The 15,263-nt window shown below is 67.7% G+C and carries 12 protein-coding genes and 1 pseudogene; 1 reads left to right on the forward strand and 12 read right to left on the reverse strand.

The window, feature by feature from the left end; all coding sequences use genetic code 11:
• Positions 1-8: 8 nt before the first annotated feature.
• The 6 genes from VAR608DRAFT_RS03755 to VAR608DRAFT_RS03780 all read right to left on the reverse strand — a co-directional run bounded on the left by VAR608DRAFT_RS03755 (position 9) and on the right by VAR608DRAFT_RS03780 (position 5,536).
• A complete protein-coding gene (locus VAR608DRAFT_RS03755; RefSeq protein ID WP_088952846.1) occupies positions 9-371 on the reverse strand; it encodes a phenol hydroxylase subunit P4 in 363 nt (120 codons plus the stop codon).
• Positions 372-458: 87 nt separating this feature from the next.
• A complete protein-coding gene (locus VAR608DRAFT_RS03760) occupies positions 459-2,036 on the reverse strand; it encodes an aromatic/alkene/methane monooxygenase hydroxylase/oxygenase subunit alpha (protein ID WP_088958580.1) in 1,578 nt (525 codons plus the stop codon).
• 29 nt (positions 2,037-2,065) lie between these two features.
• Positions 2,066-2,365 carry an MmoB/DmpM family protein gene (locus VAR608DRAFT_RS03765; protein ID WP_088952847.1) on the reverse strand — a complete coding sequence of 100 codons (300 nt, stop codon included), beginning with the start codon at positions 2,363-2,365 and terminating at the stop codon, positions 2,066-2,068.
• 20 nt (positions 2,366-2,385) lie between these two features.
• The gene (locus VAR608DRAFT_RS03770; protein WP_088952848.1) at positions 2,386-3,381 is read right to left on the reverse strand and encodes an aromatic/alkene monooxygenase hydroxylase subunit beta; all 996 of its coding nucleotides are present in this window, start codon (positions 3,379-3,381) and stop codon (positions 2,386-2,388) included.
• Positions 3,382-3,399: 18 nt separating this feature from the next.
• Complete coding sequence (locus VAR608DRAFT_RS03775) at positions 3,400-3,678, reverse strand: phenol hydroxylase subunit (protein WP_231973200.1); 279 nt, start codon at positions 3,676-3,678, stop codon at positions 3,400-3,402.
• 202 nt (positions 3,679-3,880) lie between these two features.
• Positions 3,881-5,536 carry a sigma-54-dependent Fis family transcriptional regulator gene (locus VAR608DRAFT_RS03780; protein ID WP_088952849.1) on the reverse strand — a complete coding sequence of 552 codons (1,656 nt, stop codon included), beginning with the start codon at positions 5,534-5,536 and terminating at the stop codon, positions 3,881-3,883.
• A 170-nt stretch (positions 5,537-5,706) separates the two neighbouring features.
• Between VAR608DRAFT_RS03780 and VAR608DRAFT_RS03785 the strand changes: the two genes are divergently transcribed.
• Positions 5,707-6,282, forward strand: coding sequence for an NADPH-dependent FMN reductase (locus VAR608DRAFT_RS03785; protein ID WP_088952850.1), 576 nt, complete (start codon positions 5,707-5,709; stop codon positions 6,280-6,282).
• A 23-nt stretch (positions 6,283-6,305) separates the two neighbouring features.
• Here the strand turns inward: VAR608DRAFT_RS03785 and VAR608DRAFT_RS03790 are convergent, their stop codons facing one another.
• From VAR608DRAFT_RS03790 to VAR608DRAFT_RS03815, 6 genes and pseudogenes are all read right to left on the reverse strand, one after another.
• The gene (locus VAR608DRAFT_RS03790; RefSeq protein ID WP_088952851.1) at positions 6,306-7,433 is read right to left on the reverse strand and encodes an ABC transporter permease; all 1,128 of its coding nucleotides are present in this window, start codon (positions 7,431-7,433) and stop codon (positions 6,306-6,308) included.
• Between the two features lie 10 nt (positions 7,434-7,443).
• Positions 7,444-10,194: a ribosome-associated ATPase/putative transporter RbbA gene (gene rbbA, locus VAR608DRAFT_RS03795; protein WP_088952852.1), complete on the reverse strand. Its 2,751-nt coding sequence runs from the start codon at positions 10,192-10,194 to the stop codon at positions 7,444-7,446.
• The gene (locus tag VAR608DRAFT_RS03800) at positions 10,191-11,264 is read right to left on the reverse strand and encodes an HlyD family secretion protein (RefSeq protein WP_088952853.1); all 1,074 of its coding nucleotides are present in this window, start codon (positions 11,262-11,264) and stop codon (positions 10,191-10,193) included. The genes rbbA and VAR608DRAFT_RS03800 overlap by 4 nt, the downstream gene beginning before the upstream one ends.
• A 19-nt stretch (positions 11,265-11,283) precedes the next feature.
• Positions 11,284-12,745 (reverse strand): annotated as a pseudogene (locus VAR608DRAFT_RS03805) (efflux transporter outer membrane subunit).
• 155 nt (positions 12,746-12,900) lie between these two features.
• Positions 12,901-14,511 (reverse strand): rhodanese-related sulfurtransferase, encoded by a 1,611-nt coding sequence (locus VAR608DRAFT_RS03810; RefSeq protein WP_088952854.1) that lies wholly within the window; start codon positions 14,509-14,511, stop codon positions 12,901-12,903.
• Positions 14,508-15,104, reverse strand: coding sequence for a cysteine dioxygenase (locus tag VAR608DRAFT_RS03815; RefSeq protein WP_088952855.1), 597 nt, complete (start codon positions 15,102-15,104; stop codon positions 14,508-14,510). Before VAR608DRAFT_RS03815 ends, VAR608DRAFT_RS03810 begins: the two co-directional genes overlap by 4 nt.
• Positions 15,105-15,263: the final 159 nt, after the last annotated feature.

Raw genomic sequence — 15,263 nt, forward strand, 5'->3', positions numbered from 1 at the left:
CAGTGCGCTCAGCTCGCCGAGCCCTTGATGCCCTTCAGGCCCGGCACGCGGAAGCGGATCACGGATTTGTGGACGAGCCCGTTGTCGGCCAGCGACTTGGCCGGATCGGGCGTGAAGGGCTTGCCGGAATCGAACCACTGGGCCTTGGCCCAGTCGATCTTCTCGAAGTCGGGATGGCTGCCGTACACGCCGGGCAGCACCTCGCCAAGCAACGCGCCGAAGGGCATCGACGGCGGCAGCGGCAGGCATACCGGCGCGCAGAACAGCAGGTGGTCTTCCCAGCCGATGTAGAGCAGGCGGTTGCCGTGGAAGCGGTCCTCGGTGTCGGCGACGGTGCCGGTGTAGCCGGGATGGAGTGCGACAACTGACATTACGGTCTCCTTGTTTCGGGGTGCGCTCCGCCAACGCAGTGCATGCGGATGCACTGCGGGCCGATGGAGCTGAAGGGCGTTATGGGGTCAGGCGGCCTTGGCTTGGGTGGCCGACAGGTCCTGCCCCGTCCAGCGTTCCCAGTTCGCCTTGTCCGGCGAGCTGTTGAACTCGCCGTTGTCGGCGCCGTTGTTGATGTGGTAGTACTCCAGCACCGCAGCGAGCGGATTGAAGCCGGGGACCGTCGGATCGGTGCCTTCGGGGAAGCAGTTCCCCTGGTAGATCTGGTGCACCGGCAGCCACGCCTGCACGTACTTCTCGGGCTCGTTGTCGAACACGTCCTTGCAGCCGTCCGAGCAGAAGTGGTGCTTCATGCCGTGGTAGGTGCTCTCGCGGTAGCAGATCTTGGTCGGGTCGTCGGGCTCGGTGAAGAACATCGGGATCTGGCAGGTCTGGCACAGCATCGGCAGCGTGTTGTTGAACCAGCGCTTGCCGGCCTTCTCCTGTTCGTCCATCCACTCGAAGCGTGGGCGGTAGAGCGTGTCGAAGGTCTCGGGATACTTCTGCGAGAGCCAGTCCATCTCCTCGGCGCGCGGCACCCAGACGTTGAAGTCCGCCGCATGGCCGTAGTTGTTGAAGGTGGCCCAGGCTTCGTGCGAGAGGCGGCTCTTCTCCTTCGTCGCCACCTCGTGGTACTTGGGCAGGCGGATGCCGTAGCGCGCCAGGTCCTGGAACAGCGCGCCGCCGTTCTTCTCGAAGTACATCTCCCAGGCCTCGGACCAGCTCATCACGCGCTTGGGCAGCATGTAGTCCATCATCATCGCCACCAGCGTGAGCAGGCGATAGCCGCGCCAGAACCACTTGTCGATCCACTTCTGCACGATGGGCACGTTGTCCGGGTCCTGTTCGAGCAGGAACTTCACCACCTCCAGGCCCAGCGTCATGTGGCGCGACTCGTCGCTCTGCGCCGAGAAGCCGAAAGTCACGGTCGCCATGTCGCCGTTGTAGGCCGCGCCGCTCATGAAGGGCATGAACAGCAGGTTGGTCAGCACGTACTCGAACGAGAACGAGATCGCAGTCACGAACTCGAACGGCCCCGCGCTCATCGCGTCCTCGAAGTAGCTCTTGGGCACCGAGAGGTACCACACGCGGTCGTGCATGTGCTGCGGATCGTGCAGGCCGTGGAAGAACTTGTTGAAGTGGCTGATGGTGTGGAACTGCGTCTGCGCATGGCGCAGCTCGTCGATGGACTGCATCTGGCAGGCCACGCGCGCGCCGACGCCACGGAACGCGCGGCCGGCCATCGCGTAGCCCCGGTGCGCGGCGTATTCGAGCGGCGAGACGCCGGTGAGGAACAGCTTGAGCGTGTTCAGGTAGCGCGGATCGCTGACGTTGAACTGCCCGTTGTTCTGCTGGAAGGCGTCGATGATCGCGTAGAGCTTCTTTTCCTTCTCGCCCTGGAACTTCCAGTAGGCATCCATCGTGAGGCGGAACGGGTCTTCCCACTGGTCCCAGTCGTGGATCTTGATGCCCTCGAACTTGTCGAAGGGGAACACCTCGTCCATCGGCTCGTAGGTGGTCTCCCAGCCGAGTCCGCGGGTCATCATCGCGTAGCGCTCCTTCAGGCCGAGGCGGGGCTTGGAACGCGGGGTGCTTGCTTGGGTCATGTCTTTGTCCCTCTGGTCGGTTGTGCGCTTCACTTGCCCCAATGGAGGGTGAATTCGTCGTCGCTTTCGTCGATGTTTCCCGACAGCGAGATGAGGCTGAGATGAATTTCCTGCGTGTCCCACGGACGGCCAACGCGGGCTTCGACGGACTCGCGCCGGATCACGAGACGCCCGGGCGCATCGATCTTGACCATCGCCGGATAGTCGTTGACCGTGGCCTCGGGGTTGTCGTCGATGATGGCTTCGACGATGGCGCGCGCGGTCTCGCTCGACTGCAACGCGATGAACACGGGTGCGCGGCTGGCGGCTTCGGTGGCGGGGGTCGTCATGGGGTCTCCTTGGTTGCGGTTCACTGCTGGATGCCGAGGCGCGCGGCACGCGCATCGAGTTCGGTGACGAGGTTCGCGAGGACGCCGGCGCCGGTGTCGTGCAGCGCGAGCGCGGCAACCGGCTGCAGCGCCTCTGCGATCCGGTCGCGCCACTGCACGTACCAGCGCGAGAGCTGTTCGGCGTTGGCCTTCGATTCGTCGGCCGCGGTCTTCACCGTGGCGTCGACCCAGCGCGTGGTCTCGTCGAACCATTCGTTGGGAAACTCGGTCAGCATCGCGAGCGCATGGCCGCTGGCGGCGCTGTGCGCGTTCACGTAGCGGCGGTGGATCAGCGGGTACATGAGGCCGTCGAACACCAGGCTCTGTGCGACGAAGACCTCGAACCAGTCCCGCGTGACGAAGAGCTTCTCCATCACGCGGCGCACGCCCTGCCAGGCCGGGTGCGCAAGCCACGCCTGCTTGCCCGCCTCGAGCGCGGCGCCGCTGTTGCCGTCCACCTGCAGGCCGATGCGCGACATGTACTGCGCGATGCCGAGCCGGTCCATGGCCGCGAAGATGAAGGCCTGCGTCACCGCCGTGCCGTAGCCATAGCCGCAGCAATAGCTCATGTTCATGTTGGCGCCCCACTCGTAGTGGCGCAGCGGCACCATCACCTGCTGCAGCGATTCCTGCAGCTGCGGATCGGCCTGCGCGAGCAGGCTGCGCTTCTCGGCGAACTCGAACTGGCGGTCGGCGCCCTCCTGCTGGCGCGCGCGGGCCATGGTGTAGACGCCGTAGTAGTAATGGCGCGGGTCCTTGAAGCTGTACCAGTCGGCCATCACGATCGCGGTGCGGCGCTTGTCGTAGAGCTCGAACTCGGGCTGCCACAGCGGCCGGTAGTGGAAGTTGGCCGTGGGCTGCATGTCCAGCGTGGCCTCCTGGTAGCGCGAGGCCGGCTTGTCGCCGAGTCGCCGCGCCACATGCGAGAAGGTCTGCCGGATCGGCCGGATGTCGGAGGTCTTGATGTCGACTTGCACAGGGGGTCTCCTTGAAGATCAGTGGTCGATGCCCGGCGCGCCGTAGCGCCATTTCATGCGTTCGTAGTCGATCCGGGCGCCCTCCTCGGGCGTCAGGTGGCTGACCGCGTGGCGCGCGCAGAACTCGCGGAACTGGTCGAACTGCATGACGAGTTCCACCGCCAGGTCCGGATCGCCGATGGCGAACTCGAACTCGACGAAGCGCGCGTCCAGCGTGCCGGTGACACGCACGAAGCAGCGCTGTCCTGTCATCTCGGCGGCGCTTTGCGGACCGCGGACGGGGGTGGAAGGCTTCACTTGTTCAATCCATCACTTGTCGGACGGCAACCGCGCCGCCCGTGCAATAAGGGGCAACGGCCGTGCCAGCGCGGCTAAGTGCTTGATTTGTATGAAGCCGAGGGCGAGACCCGCATGCAGCTGCGGGTTGTCCCGGATCATCGTTTGATCATTTGCTGCAGTGCAGCTTGATCAAATGGTGAAAAACGCAAGAAGCGCGCGCCTAGGCCGGCGGCAGGCCTTCCTTCTTGAGCCGGTAGGCGAGCTGAGGGCGCGTGATGCCGAGCAGGCGCGCGGCCTGCGACAGATTGCCCCGGGCCCGCTGCATCGCCAGCTGCATCAGGCGCTGCTCGAGCGAGCCGATGTCGATCTTCTGGTCGAGCAGCTGCTCGCAGAAGGCGTCGAGCGCAACGGCCTCCCCCTCCGCGTCGCCGAGCAGGCCGCCGGCGCCGACCTGGCTGTCGGAAGTGCCTGGCGGCGAGATCCAGAGGTGCGCGGCCTCGATGTCGCCGCGGTCCGGCGCGAGCAGCACCGCGCGCTCGATCACGTTCTCCAGCTCGCGGATGTTGCCGGGCCACGAATGCCGCACCACCTCGCGCATCGCCTTGTCGGTCAGGCCGCGCAGCTTCTTGCCGTAGAGCGCGCTGAACTTGTCGACGAAGCGCATCACCAGCGCCGGAATATCGGCGCTGCGCTCGCGCAGCGGCGGGATCGTGATCGGGAAGGTGTTGAGCCGGTAGAACAGGTCGCTGCGGAAGCGCCCCGCCTTCATGGCTTCCTGCAGGTTCACGTTGGTGGCGGCGACGATGCGCACGTCCACGTGCGTCGGCTGCTCGGCGCCCAGGCGCTCGATCTCGCCGCTCTGCAGCACGCGCAGCAGCTTGACCTGCGTCGCCGGCGGCAGGTCGCCGGCCTCGTCGAGGAAGAGCGTGCCGCCGTGCGCGCGCTCGAAGCGGCCGGCGCGTGCATGGTGCGCGCCGGTGTAGGCGCCCTTCTCGACGCCGAACAGCTCGGCCTCGATCAGCTCGGCCGGGATGGCCGCGCAGTTGACCGCGATGAAGGGCTGCCGCGCACGCGGTCCGTTGTCGTGCAGCCAGCGTGCGAAGATTTCCTTGCCGACGCCGGTCTCGCCGAGCAGCAGCACGGTGATCGCGCTGTCGGCGGCGCTGCGCAGCAGGTCGAAGGCGGCCCGGAAGCCGGGCGAGACGCCGACCAGCTTCTGGTCGTACTCGCGCCGCGGCTGCAGGCTGCGCACATGCTCCAGCCCGAGGTTGAATTCGATCAGCTTCTGCGCCACGTGGTGCTGGCGGAAGTAGTCGAGATAGTGCTCGTCCTGCCAGGCCTCCGCCGGCTGGCCGATGATGCGGCAGCGGCTGTCGCCCATGCTCGTGCACTCGATCTCCTTGAAGACGATCAGCCGGCCCATGAAGGCGCTGGTGTAGCCCGAGGCATAGCCGATCTGCGACCAGCATTGCGGGTCCTCGCCGTAGCCGAACTCCGCCACATGCGCTTCGCACTCCCAGGAGTTCTCCCAGAGGAATTCGCCGTAGAAGTGCTTGGTCGCGAGGTCCATGTCGATGTGCACCTTCTCGACGCTCACGATGCCTTCGATGGAATGCAGGCGGGGACCGAGCATGAAGGCGTCCTCGGTGCGCATGCCGGCGCGGCGCTCCTTCACGGCGAGTTCGCCGTCCCGCTGGCCGGACGCGAAACCCAGGCGGACCAGCAGCCCGCGCGCACGCTCGACGCCCAGCGAGTCGAGCAACTCCTTGCGCAGTTCGGCGAATGAGCGCGCGTGCATCAGCAGCATGCGCTGCTCGTCGAGCCAGATATGGCCGGACCCGGCACTGAAGCGCAGGAGAGAAAGCAGTTCTCCCACGTTGTCTCCTTGGAATGATGATGGAGGCGCCGCAACAGAGCGCACCCGCGGGAAATGCTAGCACCAGGGCGCGATCCGGCGTTTCGGCCCCATCGAACGCGGCTTGCAGGCACACTTCAGGGCCTGCCCGCCTGCATCGGCGGATTTCGAACCCCCTGGACCTCAATCAAATGAACAGTGCAAAGAAACGCGTGATCGGCATCAGCGGAAGCCTGCGCAAGGACTCCTTCAACACCATGGCGCTCAAGCTGGCGGCCTCCAAGCTGCCTTCGAACGTGGAGCTGGACATCCTCGAGTGGCGAAGCGTGCCGCCCTTCGACGCCGACCTGCTGGCCGAGGGCTTTCCCGCTCATGTTTCCGACATCCGGGCACGCATCGCCCAGGCCGACGGCGTGCTGATCGTGACGCCCGAATACAACTTCTCCGTGCCGGGCATGCTCAAGAACCTGCTCGACTGGATCTCGCGCGGTGCGGACCAGCCCCTGGCCCGCAAGCCGGTGGCCCTGCTGTCCGCTTCCGCGGGGCCGCTGGGCGGGGCGCGCGTGCAGTACGACCTGCGCAAGGTGCTGCTGTTCATGAATGCGATGGTCCTTGCGAAGCCCGAGGTGTTCATCGGCAACGCCGCCGCCAAGTTCGCCGCGGACGGCCAATGCACCGACGAGGACACGGGCCGCTTCGTGCACCTGCAGATGCAGGCCTTTGCGACCTGGATCGACGAAGTCGCCCGCATGTCGGCCGCCGCCTGAGGACGCGCCGGGCGTGACTGACGTCACGCCATCTGGCTGATCGTCTTGCGGAAGCGTCGCAGCGAGAGGGCGAACAGCACGCTGCCGATCGCCACCAGCGAGAGCAGCTGCGGCCAGACGACGGCCAGCCCGGCGCCGCGATACAAGATCGCCTGCGCGGCCGCGACAAAGTGGGTGGTCGGCGCGACCAGCATGATCTGCTGCACGAATTCGGGCATGCTTTCGCGCGGCGTGGTGCCGCCCGACAGCATCTGCAAGGGAAGCAGGACCAGGATCAGCAACATGGCGAATTGCGGCATCGAGCGGGTGACCGTGGCCATGAAGATGCCCATCGACGTGGTTGCGAAGAGATGCAGCGCCGCGGCCGCGACGAACAACGCGATCGACCCTTCGATGTGCACCTTCAGCAGGCCCTGCACGATGAAGACGAGCGAGAAGGTCGCGGCGACCAGGACCACGAGGCCCATCGACCAGACCTTGGACAGCATGATCTCGGCCGGGGTGACCGGCATGACCAGCAGGTGCTCGATGGTCCCGTGCTCGCGCTCGCGGATCAACGCGGCGCCCGTCAGCAGGATCGACAGCATGGTCACGTTGTTGATGATCGACATCAGCGAGCCGAACCAGCCCTGGTTGAGGGTCGGATTGAAGCGCGCGCGCAGCGCCAGCTCGACCGGCGGGGCGGCGCTGCCGCGGTAGCGCTGGACGAAGCTGGCGACTTCGCCCAGGACGATCTGCTGGATGTAGCCGCTGCCCGAGAAGGCCTGGGTCATGCGCGTCGCATCCACGTTGAGCTGGATGTCCGGCTGGCGTCCGGCCAGCACATCGCGCTGGAAATTGGGTGGGATGGTCAGGGCGAAGGTGAAGTTGCCCGCATCCAGCCCCCGATCGACGCGCTCGCGCGATGTCAGCACGGGCACGAGGAACTGCGGCGGAAAGAAGGCATCGATGATGCGCTGCGACAGCGGCGAGTGGTCCTCGTCCACGATCGCGATGGGCGCCTTGTTGAGCGTCTCGGGCATCGAGGTGGCCGAGGTGTGGATCGATACCGTGAAGAGGAAGACGACGAGCAGCAGCATCATCGGGTCGCGCCACAGGGTCCACAGTTCCTTGACGCCGAGGCGATAGATGTTGGCCAGATGAGCGCGCATGGCAGGACCTTCAGCGCTCCTGCTTGCGCAGCATCAGCACGGCTGCAGCGAGGATGACGGGAATCGCCACGGCCAGCGGCCAGAAGGAGCCGTGCAGGTCGGCGAATCCCAGGCCCTTGTTGAACACGCCGCGGCTGATGGTCATGAAGTGGCTGGCCGGATAGATGCGGCCGACGAAGGCGCCGGCGCCTTCCAGCGAACTGACCGGCTCGGTCATGCCGGCGTACTGCACGACCGGGATCATCGTGCCGATCATCGTGAAGAACAGCGCCGCCACCTGGCTGCGCGTGAAGGTGGAGGCCAAGAGGCCGATGCCGGTGGCACAGACGGCGTAGAGCACGGCGGCGAGCAGCAGCGCCGGAAAGCTCCCCTTGACCGGCACGCCGAAGATCGTGACCGCCATGAGGGTCATGAGCAGGAAGTTCAAGAGTGCCAGGCCGATGTAGGGAAGCTGCTTGCCGAAAAGGAACTCGCTGCGGGTCACCGGCGTCACGTACAGGTTCAGGATCGACCCGAGTTCCTTTTCGCGCACCACCGACAGCGCGGTGAGCATGGCAGGCAGCATCATGAGCAGCATCGGAATGACGGCCGGCACCATGGCGGGCAGGCTCTGCACGTCGGGGTTGTAGCGAAAGCGGGTCTCGACGCTGGCCGCGGCGCCCGCCGCGGCCTGGCCGATGCGGCGCTGCACCAGTTCGGCCAGCCAGCCCTGGTGCATGCCCTGCACGTAGCCCGAGACGGTTTCCGCGCGCGAAGGCATCGCGCCATCGATGTAGGCGCCGATCTGGACCGATCGCCCGTGCAGGACATCGCGCCCGAAGGCCGGCGGAATGACCAGCGCCAGCGACAGCTCGCCGCTGCGCATGCGCCGGTCCAGTTCGGCCTCGTCCGAGATCGCGTCGTGCTCGACGAAGTAGCGCGATCCCGAAAGATTGAGCTCGTAGCCCTGGCTCATCTGGCTCTGGTCGTAGTCGAGGATGGCGAAGCTCAGGTCCTGGACGTCCATGTTGATGCCGAAGCCCATGATGAACATCAGCAGCAGGCTGCCGACAAGCGCCAGCGTGGCGCGCACCGGGTCGCGCCGCAACTCGAGCGACTCGCGCACGGTGTAGCTCCAGGCGCGCGCCAGGCTGAAGCGGCGGCCCGGCGCAGGCGGGTGCGCGCCGGGCGAGGCGCCGGCGCCCATGCCGGCCCCCGCGGCTTCGGGCATGTCGCCGCGCGCACCGGCTTCTTCCAGGTAGGCGATGAAGGCCGCTTCGAGGGTCTCAACGCCGCGCTGCCGGACCAGCGCGGCGGGCGTGTCGCTGACCAGCACGCGGCCTGCGTGCATGAGCGACATGCGGTCGCAGCGCTCGGCCTCGTTCATGAAGTGGGTCGAGATGAAGATCGTGACGCGATCGCGCCGCGACAGCTCCACCAGCAGTTCCCAGAACCGGTCGCGCGCCACGGGATCGACGCCCGAGGTGGGCTCGTCCAGGATCAGCAATTCGGGGCCGTGCACCATCGCGACCGCCAGCGACAGCCGCTGGCGCACACCCAGCGGCAGCGCGTCCGGCAGGCTGTCCATGAGCTCGCCGAGCCCGAAGCGGCCGGCCATGGCCTGCGCCCTGGCTGGCACCTCGCCCTCCGGGACGCCGAACAGCCGCGCATGCAGCACCAGGTTCTGGCGCACCGTGAGCTCGGCATACAGCGAGAAGGCCTGCGACATGTAGCCCACCCGCCGCCGGGTGGCGATGTCGCGCGGATCGACCTCGTGGCCGAACAGCCATGCGGTCCCTTCGCTGGCCGGGAGCAGCCCGGTGAGCATCTTCATGGTGGTGGACTTGCCGCAGCCGTTGGAGCCCAGGAAGCCGAAGATCTCGCCGCGCCGGATCCGGAAGCTCACATGGTCCACTGCCACGAAGTCGCCGAAGCGCATGGTCAGGTCGCGCGCCTCGATCGCGATGTCCTCCTCTTCGGAAGCCGGCAGCGGCGGGATGACCAGCGCCCGATGCCCGCGGCGCTTTTCCGCCGGCAGCAGCGCCACGAAGGCCGCTTCCAGATTCGCACTGCCGGTGCGCTCGAGCAGCTCGGCCGGCGTGCCCGTGGCCAGCACGCGCCCTTCGTCCATCGCGACCAGCCAGTCGAAGCGCTGGGCTTCGTCCATGTAGGCCGTCGCGACGATCACGCTCATGCCCGGCCGGGTCTGGCGGATGTCGGCGATCAGTTCCCAGAACTGGTTGCGCGCGACCGGATCGACGCCGGTGGTCGGCTCGTCCAGGACCAGCAGGTCCGGATCGTGGATCAGGGCGCAGCACAGGCCGAGCTTCTGCTTCATGCCGCCCGAGAGCTTGCCCGCGGGCCGCTCGAGGAACGAGAACAGGCCGGTGCGGCGCGTGAGATCTTCGATGCGGCGCCGCCGTTCGCCGGCGTCGTGGCCGAACAGCTGGCCGAAGAACTGCAGGTTCTCCTCGACCGAGAGAGTCGGGTAGAGATTCTTCCCCAGGCCCTGCGGCATGTACGCGATGCGCATGCACACGCGCTCGCGATGGCGGCGCCCGGCCATGTCGCCGCCCAGTGCCTCGACGCTCCCCTGCTGCACGGCACGGGCCCCCGACACCAGCGACAGCAGCGTCGACTTGCCCACGCCGTCGGGGCCGATCAGCCCCACCATGCGGCCGGCCGGAATGTCCAGCGACACATTCGCCAGCGCCTGGACCTTCCCGTAAAGGTAGGAGACGTCGTCCAGGCGCACGACCGGCGTTGCCGGTCCCTGTGTCATTGCACGACCTTGCTGTCGAGCGACGCCGGCCAGGGTTCGGACGCATCGAGCCGGATCCACGCCACGCCGGGAACGCCCGTCTTGACCTGCTTGAGATGACGCAGGAGCAGCTCGCGATCGATCTGCGCCCGCACCCTGAACATGAGCTTCTCGCGCTCGTTGGCGGTCTCCACGGTCTTGGGCGTGAACTGGGCGGTGGCCGACACGAAGGAGACGCGCGCCGGGACCACGTAGCCGGGCGCCGCGTCCAGCACGAGGCGCACCTCGCTGCCGAGGCCGATGCGGCCCGCCACCGTCGCCGGCACGAAGAAGGTCATGAAGACGTCGGACAGGTCGACCAGGTTCAGCACCCTGCCGCCGGCGCCCAGCACCTCGCCCGGGTTGGCGACCCGGAACTGAACGCGGCCGTCGCGCGGCGCGGTGAGGGTGCTGTCGTCGATGTCCGCATCGATGCGGGCCACGGTCGCCTGGCTGGCCGTCACCGCCGACTCGGCGCCCACCACCTGGGCCTTGGCCGCGTCGATGGCGGCCTGGGCCGCGGCCACCTGCGCACGGCTGGCGTTCAGCGCTGCTTCCGCCCCGCGCATCCGCGCCCGGTCGTCATCGAGCTCCTGTACCGAGGAGGCGCCTTCGCGCGACAGCGTCTCCGAGCGGGCAAGCCGGCGCCGCGCGGCATCGAGCTCCGCCTCGCGCTGTGCCACGACGGCCTGCGCGGCCTGCTTGTCGCTCTGGCGTGCCACGACCTGCGCGCGGGCGCTCTGCGCGACGTTGACCGCCTGCTGGCTCTGGGCCGCCGCCTCGTCGCGCTGGGCCTTCAGCACGTCCGCCTGCACGTGCGCCAGCACCTGTCCCGCACGCACGAAGTCGCCCTCGCCCACCAGCACGTCCTGCAGGCGGCCGCCGAGCTTGGTGGCGATGTCGATCTCGGTGGCTTCGATGCGACCGTTGCCGCTGACGAAGCCGGCGCCCGGTCCGGAGGGCGAGAACCGCGTCCAGCCCACATAGGCGATTGCGAGCAGCGCGACGATGGCGACGATGGGAAGCAGTTTCTTCTTGAGCGATGCATTCATGGGGTGCCACGGTGGGGGTTCATCGGCGCGTCTTTTCCTCCGGCTCGGACACGGCCGGCAGGGCCCGGCTGCCGCCGCCGAGCGCGCTGTACAGCGCTGCGCGACGAGAGCCAGGCGCGCCGTCGCTGCACCAGGTCCTGCTCGGAAGCGAGCAGGTCCCGCTGCGCGTCCAGCACCTCCAGGAAGGCCGAGGAGCCGTTGTCGTAGCGCAGCTTGGCCAGGCGTGCACGTTCGCTCTGCGCCGCCAGGGCGGTGGTCTGCGTCAGCACCTGGCGCTCGAGCGCCTCCTGCGCGGCCAGGGCATCCGACACATCGCGGAACGCGTTCTGGATCGTGCGCTCGTAGTCGCTGACGGCGATCTCGCGGCGCGTCTTCGCGAGATCCAGGTTCGCCTGGCGCCGGCCGGCATCGAAGATCGGCAGATCCAGCGCGGGCGCGAACGACCACGCGCCGCTGCCGCCCTTGAACAGGCCGTTCAGCTCCGCGCTGGCCGTGCCGGCGTTCGCGGTGAGCGTGATGCGCGGGAAGAAGGCGGCGCGCGCGGCGCCGATGTTCGCGTCCGCGGCGCGCAACTGGTGCTCGGCCGCCATGATGTCCGGCCGATCCGCCAGGAGGTCCGAAGGCAGGCCGGGGTGCAACGGCGCCACGACCGCATGGTCATCGAACGGGGTCGTCGCGGGCGGAATCACGAGGGGCTTCCCGACCAGGCGCGTGAGCGCGTGCAGCGTCTCGGCCCGCGACTGGTCCAGTTGCGCGCCCAGCGTCTGCGCCTGCGATGCCAGCGCCTGCACCTGCTCGAGGTCGAAGCGCGAGGTCGATCCCACTTGAAAGCGACGGGTGAATATCCGCAGGCTCTCGTTGCGAGTGTCGATGGTCCGGTCCGTCAGCAGCACGCGCTCGTCCAGTTCACGCAACTGGAAGTAGATGTCCGCCACCTGCGTGACGATCGAGAGCTCGACCGCGCGGCGCGCTTCGTCCGTCGCCAGGTAGCTTTCGAGTGCGGCCTGCTCCAGGCTGCCGATGCGGCCCCAGAAATCCAGTTCCCATGCGGAGATGCCGAGGCCCGCCTGGTACTGGCCGGCCGTGACCGGTCGACCGGTGAGGCTCAGATCGGCCGGCGTCCGGCTGCGGCTGCCACTGGCGCCCAGACCCACGGTGGGGAAGCGCTCCGAACGCGCAATGCCGTACAGCGATCGCGCCTCCTGCACCCGCAGCACGGCGATGCGCAGGTCACGGTTGCCGTCCAGTGCATCGACGATGAGGGCCCGCAGGCCGGGATCGGTGAAATAGTCCTGCCAGTCCAGGCCTGGCGCATTCACCTCGGCGGCCGGAGGAATCGGTGCATCGACGGGGTAGCTCGGCGCCACCGGAAGCGGCGGCCGTTCGAACGCAGGATTGAGCGAACACCCTGTGCAACAGGCAACCAGCATCGCCAGCAGCCAGCCACGCCTTCTCGATTTCTCGATCCATCGCCATGGCATGAATGAAGCAACACTGGATTGCAACGATCCTCCTCTTGAGATGCGGTTCTCGGTCTGCGTTCGAACCAGAGTGTCGCATCGAAAAGGACAGGGGCAAAACGATCACGAAGGGACGTTTGCGCACCGACAACCTTCGCTCGATCTTCGGCGCGAAGCTAGATCACATGGAAGTGGTGCGTCCCGTCCGCCGCCAGTTGCGCGACCAGCCCGAACTCCCAGTCGAGGTAGGCCTGCATCGCCTCGGCCGGCGCGTCCGTGCCTTCGTAGGGGCGCCGGTAGCGGTCGGTCGCCGGGGTCGCGACATTCTTCCAGCCGCTTTCCTCCGGCTCGCCGGCCGCGAACCATGCGGCATTGCCGCCCGCCAAGACCGAGACTTCGGCCTCGCTGCCACGCGCTTTCAGCAGGCTGCGCAGATCTTTCGCGGCGAAGCGCGCGAGCAGGCTGCTGCCGCAGGTCAACACATAGCGTCGCGCGGGCTGGATCGCTTCGATCGCCTGCGCCAGCTGCGCGCGGATCGCGAACCAGGCGCCGGGGATGTGCCGCCGTGCGTGGTTGACGCCGGCCGTCACGTCGATCACCGCCGTGGTCCCGGGCGACTCACGCAGGTGCCTCGCCAGTTCGGTCACCGACACTTCATCCACCACCGGCGCATCGGGATGCACGGGCGCCGCCGCGCCGCGAACCTGGCGCGCGGACGTGGGGTGGTCTTCCACCACGTACACCTCCCAGCCCATCTGCGCGAGCCACGACGCAGTCATCGGCGCCCGCACGCCATCGTCGTCCGCGAGCACGATGCGCGCGCCGCACACCGGCGCCTGGTGGTCGGTCTCCTGCACCAGTTGCCCGCCCGGCGCGCTCGCAAAGTGCGGCAGGTGCCCGGCTTCGTATTCCTCGGGCGTGCGCACGTCGAATCGATAGACCGTGCGGTCCGGCGCTTCGAGCGACTCGATCGCATCGAGCGCGATGCACTTGACGCCGGCACGCTGCGCAACCTCCTGCGCACTCGCGCGGGCCACGGCGCGATTCGCCTCCCCCGCCTCGGGCGCGCGCCGCGATGCCTCGTGGTCGAGCGCCTGACCCGCGAGCTTCCAGCCGATGGTGCCGTTGCGCAGCGCCGCCACCGGGTTCGGAATGCCCGCGTTCACGAGCGACTGCGTGCCGATGATGCTGCGCGTGCGCCCCGCGCAGTTGACGATCACCTGCGTGGCCGGATCGGGCGCGAGCGCCCGCACGCGCAGCACCAGTTCGGCGCCGGGCACGCTGGTCGCGGTCGGGATGCTCATGGTCTGGTATTCGTCGAAGCGGCGCGCGTCCAGCACGACCACATCGGCCTTCGCATCGATCAGCGCCTTGACCTCCTGGGCCGACAGCGACGGCGTGTGCCGCTCGTGCTCGACCAGTTCACCGAAGGCCTTGCTCGGCACGTTGACGTCGCGGAACAGCTCGCCCCCCGCTTCGCGCCAGCCATCGAGCCCGCCTTCGAGCACATGCACGCGCGTATAGCCGAGCTCCGCGAGTCTTTGCGCGGCAATCGGCGCAAGGTCGCTGCCCGCATGGTCGCCGTAAAGCACGATGAGCGTGTCGCGGCGCGGGATGCGCCGCCAGGCTTCGAGCTCCAGCTTCGACAGCGGCAGGTTCGCAGCCCACAGCGGATGCGCCTGCGCGAACGGGTCTTCCTCGCGCACGTCGAGCAGCGCGATCTCCCTGCGCGCGAGCAGTTCCGCACGTACGGCGGCGAACGAGAGGGTCGGGAATCGGATGGTCATGTTGTTCGGCGAAGCTCGGCGGATCGGTCCCACAGATTGGGCAGTTGCGTGTTGGAATAGCCGGAGGCGAAAGGCTTGCGTGCGCCGTCGGCCGGGTAAGTGTGCCTTCTGACGGCGCCGATGTTGGCGCCATAGACGTGGATGCTGATCGAGTCGCGATCGTCGAAGGCGTTGTACACGCGATGCACATCGCCCACCGTGGGTGACACCGCCTCCACATCCCCCGGTGCCAGGCGCACCGGCCGCCCATGCGGCTGCAGCACCGCATCGCGCTTGCGATAAGCCTGGCTGTACTCCGCGCCGCGCAGCATGCCGATGAGACCCCATACGGTGTGGTCGTGCACCGGCGTGGCCTGTCCCGGCCCCCAGACGAAGCTCACCACCGAGAAGCGCTCGGTGGAATCGGCATGCAGCAGGAACTGCTGGTAGCGCTCCGGATGCGCCTTGGCGAAGGCGTCCGGCAGCCAGTCGTCGCGAGCGACGAGCCGGCGCAGAAGAGCGCCACCCTGGTCGAGGATCTCCGCTTCTTGCGGTCGGGTGTCGAGCAGATGGCCGAATGCGATGACGAATTCGCGCAGCGCGGCGATGCTCATCGGGCCTTGGCCGCGTCGAGCGGAATGGCGACATCCGAGGAATTCATGGGCATGCACCTTAGCGGCCGGCCCGGGCGCCGCGAACGACGGAAGGCGCATATCCAAACTCGAATTCCTGACTTCTCCCGAACCCGCTCGCGCCTTACGGTCACGGCCCCG

This window comes from Variovorax sp. HW608 (assembly GCF_900090195.1).
Lineage (GTDB): Bacteria > Pseudomonadota > Gammaproteobacteria > Burkholderiales > Burkholderiaceae_C > Variovorax.

Bases quoted from the DNA above. Each gene is read 5' to 3' on its own strand.
- rbbA (WP_088952852.1), bottom strand. From the start codon at position 10,194: ATGACACAGGGACCGGCAACGCCGGTCGTGCGCCTGGACGACGTCTCC.
- VAR608DRAFT_RS03785 (WP_088952850.1), top strand. From the start codon at position 5,707: ATGAACAGTGCAAAGAAACGCGTGATCGGCATCAGCGGAAGCCTGCGC.
- VAR608DRAFT_RS03765 (WP_088952847.1), bottom strand. From the start codon at position 2,365: ATGACGACCCCCGCCACCGAAGCCGCCAGCCGCGCACCCGTGTTCATC.
- VAR608DRAFT_RS03815 (WP_088952855.1), bottom strand. From the start codon at position 15,104: ATGAGCATCGCCGCGCTGCGCGAATTCGTCATCGCATTCGGCCATCTG.
- VAR608DRAFT_RS03760 (WP_088958580.1), bottom strand. From the start codon at position 2,036: ATGACCCAAGCAAGCACCCCGCGTTCCAAGCCCCGCCTCGGCCTGAAG.
- VAR608DRAFT_RS03800 (WP_088952853.1), bottom strand. From the start codon at position 11,264: ATGAATGCATCGCTCAAGAAGAAACTGCTTCCCATCGTCGCCATCGTC.
- VAR608DRAFT_RS03755 (WP_088952846.1), bottom strand. From the start codon at position 371: ATGTCAGTTGTCGCACTCCATCCCGGCTACACCGGCACCGTCGCCGAC.
- VAR608DRAFT_RS03810 (WP_088952854.1), bottom strand. From the start codon at position 14,511: ATGACCATCCGATTCCCGACCCTCTCGTTCGCCGCCGTACGTGCGGAA.
- VAR608DRAFT_RS03790 (WP_088952851.1), bottom strand. From the start codon at position 7,433: ATGCGCGCTCATCTGGCCAACATCTATCGCCTCGGCGTCAAGGAACTG.